Source organism: Microbulbifer maximicatervae (SeqCode), from assembly GCF_052467505.1.
In genome coordinates, this window is record NZ_CP174313.1 from 2,312,720 (window position 1) to 2,325,240 (window position 12,521).

Below are 12,521 nucleotides of genomic sequence, written 5' to 3' on the forward strand. Positions count from 1 at the left end.
GAAGGATACACGGCTCTTGGGGCCATTCGGAACTTGAATATATTCATAGTCCATTTCGGTTCTTCCCTGCTGCCCCGTAATAGCTAATATCTTGTCAGCAGTGAAACAGCACCAACAGCCTTGCTGTTTCACTGCCGTTCTTCCCTACCGGCTAACCGCTGATATCTTGCTCAAGAAACACATCGCTTGGCAGCTCGCTGGATTCTTTGTAAATAACGCCTTCTTTCATCACAAACAGAACCCGTTGCATTTCCGAAATATCTTCCAGGGGATTTCCTGCCACAGCGATAATATCGGCTATCTTGCCCTCGCTAATGCTGCCCAGTTCATCCTGTACTTGCAGTAGTTGGGCCGCGTTCCAAGTCGCTGAACGCAGTGCATCGGCCGGGCTCATTCCACCCTGCACCATCAATAAGAATTCACGAGCATTATTGCCGTGACGGGTAACACCGGTATCGGTTCCAAATGCAATTTTTACTCCGCGCTTGTGAGCGCGGCTAAAAGTATCCTGCATTAAAGGCCCCATAGTCGCGGCTTTCGGGCGCACCAGGTCCGGCAGGAAGCCTTCAATCGCCGATTTTTCTGTCACCCACTCGCCAGCCATTAGAGTCGGCACAAACCAGGTGTTGTTACGGCGCATCAGGTCCATCACCTCATTATCCATATAGGTGCCGTGTTCAATGGAGTCCACTCCAGCACGAATTGCGCGGATCATTCCCTCCTTACCGTGGGCATGTACTGCAACTGTGAAACCATAGTCCTTAGCAGCCTCAACAATTGCCTCCAACTCATCCTGCATAAATTGAGGGTTCTGGCCGCTCTTTGCCACACTCAAGACTCCACCAGTCGCGGTGATCTTGATCAGGTCAGCGCCGTCCTTATAGCGTTGACGAATCGCTTTGCGCGCGCTGATAGGCCCATCAATAACACCATCCACCGGGCCAGGGTTCCCCATCAAGTCCTGCCTGAGCCCATTGGTGGGGTCAGCGTGCCCACCGGTAGTTGCGATTGTCTTTGCCGCCGTATAAATACGCGGACCTTCCACCAGGCCTTTGTTGATTGCATTACGTAAACTCACAGTCACATTGTCGTGATCACCAAGATTTCGAATCGTGGTAAATCCAGCCTGTAGAGTGCGATGAGCAGCATCCACGCCGCGCAAGGTAAAATCGGCAGTATTCCAGCTGAAAGACTCCATATAAGCACGCGGCCCAAACTCGTAAGTGAGATGGCTGTGCATATCCATCAAACCTGGCAATACCGTATATTCTCTCAAGTCGACCAAGCGCTCTCGATCGCGCTTGGCAAACCCCTTCTGTACTGACTCAACCCGCCCATCGACAATATGAATGGTGCGGTCTTCCAATAATTTTCCATTACTGCTATCAAATAATTTGCCAGCGTAAATTGCGATGCTCTCGGCCCCAGCCTGTAAACTAAAAAGCCCGGCAAATACCGACAAAGCCACGGCGGCTGCGCGGTTGACAAAGTAGCTTCGGTTGGTCTTTGTTGTCATTGTCGTCCCCAGTAGATCTCTTTTAGATTCTTAACGTCCTTTACCAAGATCGCACAATCTACGCAATTACCCAGGCGAGAGGAAGCCTCTATGAAAATCTATGAGTTCGCAGCAGCACCAAACTGTCGACGTGTTCGCATGTTTATGGCAGAAAAGGGGTTAGATGCAGAATATGTCGGAATAGATATTACAAAAGGGGAAAATCTTAGCTCAGAGTTTCGAAGCAAAGATATCAATAAAAAAGTACCCGTAATGGAGCTGGATGACGGCACTTACATTGCGGAATCAGTGGCCATTCAGCGTTATTTTGAGGAGCTACACCCAGAGCCACCACTCTTCGGCCGCACCCCCAAGGAAAAAGCACTGGTGGAAATGTGGAATCGCCGTGCCGACTTTAACCTTATGTTTCCTGTCGGGATGTGTTTCCAGCACGTTTCCGGTTTCTTTAAGGACCGGATGAATGTTTACCCCGATTTTGGTGAGGATTCAGGCAAGCGAGCCTTGAAGTTTATGGATACCCTCGACAACCACTTTTCAGACCATGAATACCTGGTTGGTGACTATTTTTCAGTGGCCGATATCAGCATGGTTTGCGGACTGGATTTCGGCAAAGTTCAAAACCTTCGACCCGATCCGTCCAAGCACTCTCATCTAATCAGGTGGCGTGAACAACTTAAAGAGCGCCCCAGTTTTAAAGCTTAAACCCTATTTCCCCGCCCAAACAGGGCGGGGAAATAATTCAAATCAGTCCTTTGCAGGAAGCACCTCAACGGGGCCAATATCCAAGGCTTCAACCTCGCCTTTAATCTTACTCAGATCCCCAACAATCACCCAGGTGAATTGATCTGGCGCAAGATACTCCTTCGCGGAAGCCTCTACTTTTTCCTTATTCAGTGCTGAAACCCGCTGTGGATATTCGGCAATATATTCCTCTGGAAGCCCCTTCTCCACCTGCCAATTAATACTGGAAAGCAATTGCCCTTTGGTCTGGAATCGAGCACTTTGCTTCAGGACTTCGTCATTCTGGTAGTCCTCAAGCTCTTTTGCAGTAATAGGACGCTCTCCTAAGTATTCCTCATACTCTTTTACCAATTCCTTAATGGCTGGAGCTGTTTTATCAGTTTGCACAGGAGCAAAGAGGATATAAGGACGCTGCCCTTCTGTATCGAGGGAAACCGCGCGGGCACCATAGGACCAATGCTTGTTCTCACGAAGATTCATATTGACCCTGGACGTAAACTTTCCGGCAATAATATTTGTCATCGCATCAAAAGCTTCAGCTCCCTGCGGCTGCCAAGGCGGCATCAGCAGACCTGCCATGATATAACTCTGTTGTGCGCCGGGGCGGTCGAGCAAATAAACTCGAGCCTTTTCCGGGCGGGGCACCTTGGCAACTTCAATTTTGGGAAGCTCTGATTTAGGAGCAGTCCACTTTCCGAGAGTTTCATTCAGCAGAGGCTCTATTTCTTTTTCAGTAACATCGCCCACGATCGTCAGGGTTGCATTATCCGGTCGCACCCAGGTCTTTTGGAAATTAACCAGATCCTCACGGGTTATGGACTTAATACCCTCGGGAGTACCCGATCCCGTCAAGGGAGAGCCATAAGGGTGGTTTTCTCCAAATAGTAGCGGCGGCAGTTCACGCATAGCCAGGCCCTGAGGCTGGGCTTTTTCCTGGGCTATTGCATCCAGGCGATTGGACTTAACCCGCTCCAGGTCAGACTCTGGGAAACGAGGTTCAGTAACCACCTTCTCAAATAGCTCCAGCGATGGCTCCAGCTGCGTCTTAAGGGCACTCATGCTGATATTGTTATAATCAAGGCCGCTACCACCACCAATATTTACACCAAGCTCTTCTGAGCGAGAGCTAAATTCCAGGCTATCCAGATCACCCGCACCTTCGTTCAGCATTTGCGCCGCAACTGAAGCCAGACCTGGCTTATTTTTATCTGCGGAGGCACCACTGCGAAATTGCAGATTCATCAGTACAACGGGAGTATCATGACGTTCGGCCAGGACAACCTTTAATCCATTTTTGAGGGTAAATTCTTTTTGTTTTGGCAGTTCCAGCTCTACATTTTTGTCTACCTCGGGGAGCTTGCTGCGGTCAGCACCCTCCGCCGCTGCCGTATACTTCTGCTTCGGCTCCATAATTAAGGTGTAGGAGTCCTCTTTCAACCACTGCTCAGCCACTTCTTGAACTTCGAGAGCGGATACTTTTGCATAATCCTCCACGCCTTCTATCAAGGCTCCGGGATCGCCAAAATAAAACTCCGACTGGGCAAGGATGTCACTCTTACCACCAAAACCACCGGTTTTTTCCAACCCCTTTACCAGCCCGGCAAACTCACTCTGTTTAACCCGGCGCAGCTCATCCGCATTCACACCATTTTTTGCGAATTGCTTTAATTCTTTATTCAGTAAGTCTTCAACTTTTTCTACAGACTGCCCAGGTTTCACGTCGACAATAATCATCAACTGCCCTGCAAGCTGACGGCCATAATAAAAAGCGCTGACACTGGTGGCCACTTGCTCATCGCGAACTAAACGGCGGTAAAGAAGAGAGTTTTTTCTATTAGCGAGAAGGGAAGTCATTAATTCCAGCGCGTCTTCAACTTCACTACCCACTGCAGGCACATTCCAAACCTTGTAAATTCGAGTTTGGGGCACCTGGTCGTAAACCACCTCTCTCTTTTTCACCTGGGTTGGTAGTTCCCAATTCTTAATACGCGGTTGTACACCAGTGCTTGGGATATCACCAAAATACTTGCGCACCTTGGCCATCGCATCTTTGACCGTAACATCACCCGCAATTACCAAAACTGCATTAGCTGGCTGATAATGGTCCTCAAACCATTTTTTGACATCTTCAAGGCTGGCGTTATCCAAGTCCTCCATCGAACCAATCGGCGTCCACGAATAGGGGTGCCCTTTGGGGAAGGTGCTCTTGGCAATAATATCGAATGCTTTGCCATAAGGTGCATTCTCCCCCTGGCGCTTTTCATTCTTTACAACACCGCGCTGCTCATCCAAAACCTCCTGGGTAATTGCACCTTTAAAATGCCCCATTCGGTCGGACTCCATCCACAGCGCCATATCCAGGGCGCCTTTGGGCACTGTGACAAAATAATTGGTGCGGTCATTGCTGGTGGTGCCATTCATATCGGTGGCCCCAGAGCGCTGGAAGGGTTCGAAATATTCCCCTGGGAAGTTTTCGCTACCGTTAAACATCAAGTGCTCAAATAAATGAGCAAATCCGGTTTTACCTGGCGGCTCGTCCTTAGAGCCTACTTTGTACCAAAGATTGGTAGAAACAACGGGGGCTTTGTGATCTTCATGCACAATCACCGTCAGGCCATTGGGCAATACTTCCTTATGGAAAGGAATCTCCAACTTGGGTGGCGGGACATACGCCTCTTTATCGGATGCAGCAGCCTTACTACTGGCTGCTGCTTCCTTATCCACCGAAAGCGCATGAGGCGTATCATCGGTAGACTTTCCGCAAGCGGTAAGGCCAGTAATAGCGATGGCAACGCTGATAAGTAGCGGACGCAAGTCCATATTGTCACTCCCTTTTAAAAAACCGCAATTTCAGGATGGCAAGTTTAGGCCAGCTTTCCTCCAGAGTGTCAGCAAAACCTTTTACCAACCGCAATTTAGCAAATATTCCAGGCAAAAAAATGGGCACCGAAGTGCCCAAATCAATACATCACAGAGAGAAGCGAGATGACAATCGCCCAAGGAATCAGGTCACCAGCTCTACTCCTGCGCTGAAAACATTACGCTGCCACAGTACCAGACTTATCTTCGGCCTCGCCTACAACCGTATGGTGACCAAAGCGCTCCTCGGCAACCCGGTCCGCTACGTGAGCAGTGGTCTGGCCGGTTTCATCGGCACGCTCGAACACTTCTTTCATAGTGTTGCCAATCTCTTCGATATGAGCGCGCACTTCTGCAGCGTCGTAATCGCCTTTCTGCTGGTAGTAAACATCGATAATACCGCCAGCATTAATGACATAGTCCGGTGCGTACAAAATACCTTTCTCGCGAAGCACTTCAGCATGGCGCTCTTCCGCCAACTGGTTGTTAGCCGCGCCAGCGATCGCCTGAACCTTCAAACGGCTGATGGTGTCATCGTTGAGAATTGCACCCATCGCACAGGGGGCAAACAGATCTACGTCCAGGTCAAAGATCTCGTCGGCAGTTACGGCTATGGCACCAAGCTCGGTAACCGCACGATCGATATTGTCTTGGAAAATATCGGTGACAAACAGTTCCGCACCGGCATCCTTCAATAGTTTACCCAGGCGGAAACCGACGTTGCCCACGCCTTGAATAGAGACTTTTAAGCCGGTCAGGTCAGTCTTGCCCCAGCGGTGTTCTACCGCAGCTTTCAGGCCAACAAACACACCGTAAGCAGTCGAAGGGGAAGGATCACCACCATACTCGGAGCCCGCGAACAGGCCGGAGACAAACTCGGTTGTCTCACCGATAACACTCATATCCGCCACGCTCGTGCCAGAATCTTCAGCAGTGATATAACGGCCACCCAAGGTATTAATAAATTCACCCATAGCGCGCAGTAACTCAGGAGTCTTTTCCTTGCGCGGGTCACCAATAATTACGGATTTGCCACCGCCCAGCTTGAGGCCGGCCATTGCGGACTTGTAAGTCATACCCCGGGAAAGACGGAGAACATCATTCAGGGCCTCGCCATCGTCGGCGTAGGGCCACATACGGCAGCCACCCAGTGAGGGACCCAAATTCGTATTGTGTACCGCGATAATGGCCTTCAAGCCACTCTTTGCATCTTGGTAAAACGCCACTTGTTCGTGTTTATCGTAGGCGGAATGGGAAAAAATACTCATTAACTGTTCCTCTCCGGAAGGCCGGTTCTACAGCTGGGGAACAACCACAGCCCTTATCTGTTTTTATCTGGAGTAAGATTATATCCAGCTCCCACAGACAAAGTTTGCATATTTTGCACACATGAGCATTAGAATAGCTAAAACATCACACCAAAATATCATTTTTAGGATGTTCGTTTGCCTCAGAATAACTTGGGCCGCCCAGTCATTAATCTAGGCGGCTAGCTCTACGCTCTTATTTCTCCATTAATTGGCATTGAATACCGGGCCCTCTCCTACCGCTGGCGGCTCTCTTATAAATTTCCTATAACTGCCCCTCAAGAGAACACGATTCCTGTATAAATCTTCTGGCAAAAAACCTCCTTTTGAAGCCTTCCTTAATATGCCTACTTTTTCAAAAATTTTTGAAAATCTCACAACACTGGCAACTAAGATCATTTCCACCGCCTAAGCGCGTTACATCCTCTGCGCATGGTCTGGTAGAATCCGCGCCCAAATCGACCCATAGAGATAAACTCGATGCTGAATGCCGACGCTCTAAAACAACTTTCGCAACTGAAAACAGATATTCGCTCCAGTAAGGAGTTTGCCGAAGGCCGGGTTCGCGGCAGTAACGGCAAGTTTGGCTTCGTTGAGTTGGATGACGGGAGGGAAGCCTTCCTACCTCCCAATGAAATGGAGCGTGTATTTCCCGGTGACCGGGTTCGAGTAAGTCTCTCCGAAGAGAACAAGGGTAAACTCGCGGCAGAGCTCGATGCATTGATCGACAGCCAGCTCGACTACCTTGTTGGCCAGTATGTACAGCGCGGCCAGGGCCACTTTATTCAGCCCACGCAAAATGGCCTGTCCCGCTGGATTTTTCTCCCTCCCAAGGCTCGCGGCAAGGCCCATCCGGGAGAGTTTATTGCCTGCAAAGTAAACCGCCATCCATTTAAAGACGGCAGAGCCCAGGCCAAGGTGGAAACCGTTATCGGCAAGCCCGATATGCCCGGTATCGAACACGCCTATGTTGTCGCCCAATTCAAGCTGCCTGAGCAATTTGGTGCCGCTGCACAAAAGCAGGCGGACACAATTGCGGAGAAACTGACAACAGTTACCGGTGAGCGCACCGAACTTTCCGAGCTGGGCTTCGCAACTATCGATGCAGAAACCACTCGCGATATGGACGACGCTCTGGCCGTAAGCAGCCGTGACGGGGGCTGGACCCTGCACATTGCTATTGCAGACCCATCGTCGCTAATTGATGAGAACAGCCCCCTGGATAAAGAGGCGTTTAATCGGGCCCACAGCCAGTATTTGCCGGGCGAAACCCTACCCATGCTGCCCCGCAATCTGTGTGAGAACCTGTTCTCCCTCGTTCCCGGCGAGCTGCGCCCCGCCCTGGTTATCCATATCGATATCGATAGCGATGGCACCATTGGCAATAGCCGCTATGAATTTGCCGCTATTCGCTCCCAGCACAAACTGAGCTATGAACAAGTCAGCCGCTTTATTGAGGGTGACGACTCCGCCGTGCCCCAGGAGCAACAGGACAGTCTGCGTAATTTGGCGGCGATCTACGAAGCGCGGGCCGCATACCGTGCCAGCCACTCACTGGCGATGGAAGATCGCCCGGACTATGAAATCCGCTTGAACGATCAGCGCAAGATCGAGCGTATCGAAAAGCAGGAACGCAATATCGCTCAGCGAATGGTCGAGGAAGCCATGCTCGCTACCAATATCAGCATGGGTGGCAAACTCGCCGAGATTGAGCAGGGCTGCTTCTCTGTTCACTTGGGCTTCCGCGAAGAGCGCATGGGAGAAGTTCGCAGCCTGCTAAAAGAACTGCTGCCTGAGCATGCAGAGGCCGATCTGGGGCAACTGGAGCATTACCTTGCACTGGTTAAGCACCTGGAAAACCATGAAGAGCCGCAGATGAACAACCTGCTCGCCGTGCTCAAGCGTATGCTGCGCCCGGGCCAGCTCGATAACAAGGTAGGGGCTCACCTGGGACTGGGCCTCGAGGCCTACGCCACCGTCACCTCTCCAATTCGCAAGTACAACGACCTGCACAACCACCGCGTTCTGCGCGCTGCTGCGCAGGGAGAGAAAGCCTCCACCCTGGCCGATGATAAAATCGAATCCCTGCAGGAAAGCCTGATTCGCGGTCGCCAGGCCAACCGAGCCCTGGAGCAATGGCTCTACGCTCAATTTATCGAGAAGAAAGTTGGCCAGGAATTTACAGGGAAAATTACCCTGGTAAACGGCGCAGGCATCGGCGTGCGACTCGACGACTTTGGTATTGACGGCTTTGTGCGCATGAATGGCGATAAGAAGAATCTGCCCACCTTCGATGGCAAGCACCTGGTTCTTACGCACAATGAAAAACGCTTCCACCTAGAACAGGAAGTTTCAGTTAAAGTAGCGTCTGTCGATGTAGACAAACGACGCATCGCCTTTGAACTGAACGCTGAAAAAACTGAGGCTGCCGACGCGGCCCAGAAATAAGTTCCTGCACATTTACCCAAGCCCGGCGCTCGCCGGGCTTTCCTGCCGGGGGCCAAAGCCCACCGCCTTTGATCGGCCAGCTAACTTATAGCTCCGGCACCAATAGAATAAATCGAGGCCACTCATGAGCAATATTGCTGAATTGAACCCAACTCCACTGTGGGCACACTTTTCCAAGCTCTGTGAAATTCCACGCCCATCCAAGCATGAAGACCGCGTAGTGGAGCATATCGTTAACTTCGCTAAAGCACGCGGCCTAGGCGTTCAGCTGGATGAAATCGGCAATATTGTTATCAAGAAGCCGGCCACTCCTGGTATGGAAAACCGCAAGACACTGGCACTGCAGAGCCATGTGGATATGGTGCCGCAGAAGAATGCCGACACTGAGCACGACTTTCTCACTGACTCAATCAAACCCTACGTGGATGGAGACTGGGTAACTGCGGAAGGCACCACACTCGGCGCAGACAATGGTATTGGCGTTGCCGCAATCCTGGCCCTGATGGAATCTACTGATATTCCCCACCCCGCCTTGGAAGCCCTGCTGACAATCGATGAAGAAGCGGGCATGACCGGCGCCAAGAATCTTAAGCCTGGCTATTTTGAAGCTGACCTGCTCCTCAACCTGGATACTGAAGATGAAGGCGAGCTGTATATCGGCTGTGCCGGCGGTGTCGACGTCAATGTCAGCCTGCCCTATACGCCAGAAGCGATCCTGCCCGGTGCCGAAGCAGTAAAACTCTCTGTTCGCGGCCTCCGTGGCGGGCATTCTGGCTTGGATATCGACAAAGGCCGAGGCAATGCCAACAAGATCGCAAACCGCATTATCCACGCCGTTCTAACCCAGGTCCCCGAGCTGCGTATTGCCAGCCTGGATGGCGGTAGCCTGCGCAATGCGATTCCCCGCGAATCCTTCACAACCCTGGTCGTGCCTTCAGTAGCGGTCGATAAAGTACAGGAAATTGTAAAAAGCGAAAGCGCTCAAATTGCCCGTGAACTGGACAATGAAGCGGCACTGGACATCACCCTGGAAGCTACCGAAGCTCCAGCCAACACCCTGGACGCAGATAGCCAGTTGACCCTTATTCGCGCAATCCGCTGCTGCCCCAATGGTGTTGAGCGAATGAGCACTGCTCTCGAAGGTATTGCTGAATCATCCAACAATCTGGCCCGTGTTGTAACAATGGAGGAGAACGGTGAGCATCGAGTAAAAATCCAATGTCTTGTACGCAGCCTCTCTGACAGTGCCCGCGACCAACACGGCCTCAATGTCGCCGCCACCTTCCAGCTGGCAGGTGCAGAAACAACACTGGACAACGATTACCCTGGCTGGACACCAAATCCCGAATCACCGCTGCTGGCGATGATGAAGGATGTCTATAAAGATATGACTGGCGAGGAAGCTGAAGTAAAAGTCATTCACGCCGGCCTGGAATGCGGATTGCTGGCCAAGCCCTACCCCAACTGGGATATGGTTTCCTTTGGCCCAACCATTCGCCGCGCTCACTCTCCTGAAGAGAAGGTTCATATCCAGAGTGTCGCCAATTTCTGGGATTACTTTATTAAAGTGGTCCAAGCAATTCCCACTCGCGACTAATCGCCCAATCAGGCCTCGGCTTACCCCGAGGCCCGACACCTTGCCTTTCCACGCCGCCCTCCAATTACTACACCCAACGTATTAATCACTCTAAAAACTGCTTTCTAGCTATTGTTAGAGAGCCACTGGGCTATTTTAATATTTCCTAACTCCACAGGTGGCCGGGGGAAGTTGCAAAAGCCTCAGAGCAGAAACGGCTGCTATAACAGAGGAAAACTTACGGGTATACATAAGGCCTAAATTTTCCGCACACAAGCAATTTGGAAAGCTACCACCCAAGTTATCTAGCGGTAGAGAAATTGGAGATCCAATGTTGCGCTACCTCATTGCGGCGACAAAGCCAAATGGGTTCAAATCGCTGGATATATTTCAAAAAACGATAAACTCCAGCAGCCCTGGCAGGGTGGCCGCTGACTCGCCCATGTAGTCCAACACTCATCAACTTAGGACTCACGCTCCCTTCCCGCCAAAGCTGATCGAAAGCATCTTTTAGCAATAAAAAGAAATCATCGGCAGTCGCGCAGCCACTGGGCAGCAGGTACTGAATATCGTTATTCACCAAGGTGTAGGGAATCACCACCAATGAATCTGATTTCTGTTCCCAGAATGGCAAATCATCACTGTAGGAATCTGACGTATACAGTAATCCATCAATTTCTCGTACCAATGACCTAGTATGGGAGCTTACCCGGCCTGTATACCACCCAAACGGAGGCCTACCGGTTAACTGCTCGATTATCTTAACAGTGAGCTGAATATCGTGTTTTTCTCGACCCTTAGGAGTATCTTTATAATCAATCCACCGGTATCCATGGCCAGCAATCTCATGTCCCATTTCAATCAGGGCCAGCGCTAAATTCGGATTAAGCTCTAACGCCTGACCGGTCGCAAAAACTGTTAAAGGTACGTTGTAAGTCTTAAAGATATCGAGAAGCCGCCAGACACCAGCGCGAGAACCATACTCATACATACTCTCTACACTGAAATCCCGCCCTCCAACCCGCGCAGGCCTGCCAGGAAGTTCATGCAGGTAAGATTCAGATTGGGTATCGCCGTTTAGCGTGGTAGATTCTGATCCCTCCTCTAAATTCAAGACAAACTGAATTGCAATACGGGCCTGATCAGGCCAGCGGGGATGAGGCGGACGCCCAGCGTAACCCTCCAGATTTCTCTTGTGCATCAACCCAACTCAAATGTCGTTACACCAAAAATTCGGTCCCGCGCAATATCCGGCATTGGCCCCAGGTACATCCTTGCGCAGCCAAAAACCTCCTCCATTCCATAGTGCTTGGCCAGCGACATAGCCGCAGGATTATTTTCCGGCACATCCAGAAAAATAGGTCCATCATCTGCAAATGAGACCAGTCGCTTCAGCAACATATCTGCCACTTTATAGCTATTTGCAAACAGAGGACCGACTTTACATCCATTGCGGCAACGCCTGATTACACCGTAGCCACAAAGACTTCCAAATTGGACATAGCCCAAACTCAGAGCCTCTGGCTGGGAAAACCATGCTTTCAGAAATACCCGTCTACTTGCGGGAAAGCAGGTCCTGTCGTAAGCAATTATTTGATCGAAAGAAACTTCACTAAGCGGGATAATTTCATCAGGGCATTGAGTACTCACACCCTCAAAAGCAGAAAGCTCGACTCGATAACGGAGATTCCGATGGGAGAAGTTAAAACCGCCGCGGGCATAGTAATCCTGCATCGCAAATACCCCATCCATACCGATGCTTGCATCAGGCCTCAACCGGGTTTTTAAGCGGTCCCGTCGGATATACCAAAGTCTATTACCAAACCCATGACCTCTGAATTCAGGCCTAACGATAAAGAATCCCATAAAACCGAAATCATCACCGTACGCAGTAATTGCCCCTCCTCCGATCAAGTCGCCCCGAACTTCCGCCGCAATGTAAGCTTCTGGATCTGTTTTCCAGAAAATTTCTGAATCGTGCAACCCCGGATTCCAGCCTTCAAGTGCAGCCCAGTCAACCAGTAAATCCAATTCTTTACGAGTCATCTCCCGAACAGTAAATGATTCATGCATT

General features: G+C 50.7%; 9 protein-coding genes. 3 read left to right on the plus strand and 6 right to left on the minus strand.

Going from position 1 to position 12,521, the window contains the following annotated elements; all coding sequences use genetic code 11:
• Positions 1-151: 151 nt before the first annotated feature.
• Entirely contained in the window at positions 152-1,516 is a 1,365-nt protein-coding gene (locus ACJJIN_RS10165) for a metal-dependent hydrolase family protein (RefSeq protein WP_444897962.1), read from the minus strand.
• Positions 1,517-1,606: 90 nt separating this feature from the next.
• Here ACJJIN_RS10165 and ACJJIN_RS10170 point away from each other — a divergent pair, with 90 nt between their 5' ends.
• Positions 1,607-2,218 (plus strand): glutathione S-transferase family protein, encoded by a 612-nt coding sequence (locus ACJJIN_RS10170; RefSeq protein WP_444897963.1) that lies wholly within the window; start codon positions 1,607-1,609, stop codon positions 2,216-2,218.
• Between the two features lie 42 nt (positions 2,219-2,260).
• Here ACJJIN_RS10170 and ACJJIN_RS10175 read toward each other — a convergent pair whose 3' ends face one another.
• The 3 genes from ACJJIN_RS10175 to ACJJIN_RS10185 all read right to left on the minus strand — a co-directional run bounded on the left by ACJJIN_RS10175 (position 2,261) and on the right by ACJJIN_RS10185 (position 6,822).
• Positions 2,261-5,077 (minus strand): M16 family metallopeptidase, encoded by a 2,817-nt coding sequence (locus ACJJIN_RS10175; RefSeq protein ID WP_413662698.1) that lies wholly within the window; start codon positions 5,075-5,077, stop codon positions 2,261-2,263.
• Positions 5,078-5,295: 218 nt separating this feature from the next.
• Complete coding sequence (locus ACJJIN_RS10180; protein ID WP_413662699.1) at positions 5,296-6,384, minus strand: Glu/Leu/Phe/Val dehydrogenase dimerization domain-containing protein; 1,089 nt, start codon at positions 6,382-6,384, stop codon at positions 5,296-5,298.
• Positions 6,385-6,630: 246 nt separating this feature from the next.
• Complete coding sequence (locus tag ACJJIN_RS10185) at positions 6,631-6,822, minus strand: hypothetical protein (protein ID WP_444897964.1); 192 nt, start codon at positions 6,820-6,822, stop codon at positions 6,631-6,633.
• Between the two features lie 81 nt (positions 6,823-6,903).
• Here ACJJIN_RS10185 and ACJJIN_RS10190 point away from each other — a divergent pair, with 81 nt between their 5' ends.
• Positions 6,904-8,871, plus strand: coding sequence for a VacB/RNase II family 3'-5' exoribonuclease (locus ACJJIN_RS10190; RefSeq protein ID WP_444897965.1), 1,968 nt, complete (start codon positions 6,904-6,906; stop codon positions 8,869-8,871).
• Between the two features lie 124 nt (positions 8,872-8,995).
• Positions 8,996-10,468: an aminoacyl-histidine dipeptidase gene (locus tag ACJJIN_RS10195; RefSeq protein WP_444897966.1), complete on the plus strand. Its 1,473-nt coding sequence runs from the start codon at positions 8,996-8,998 to the stop codon at positions 10,466-10,468.
• Positions 10,469-10,748: 280 nt separating this feature from the next.
• Here the strand turns inward: ACJJIN_RS10195 and ACJJIN_RS10200 are convergent, their stop codons facing one another.
• Positions 10,749-11,648, minus strand: coding sequence for a polysaccharide deacetylase family protein (locus ACJJIN_RS10200; RefSeq protein ID WP_444897967.1), 900 nt, complete (start codon positions 11,646-11,648; stop codon positions 10,749-10,751).
• Positions 11,648-12,520 carry a GNAT family N-acetyltransferase gene (locus tag ACJJIN_RS10205; protein WP_444897968.1) on the minus strand — a complete coding sequence of 291 codons (873 nt, stop codon included), beginning with the start codon at positions 12,518-12,520 and terminating at the stop codon, positions 11,648-11,650. The genes ACJJIN_RS10200 and ACJJIN_RS10205 overlap by 1 nt, the downstream gene beginning before the upstream one ends.
• Between the last annotated feature and the right edge of the window lies 1 nt (position 12,521).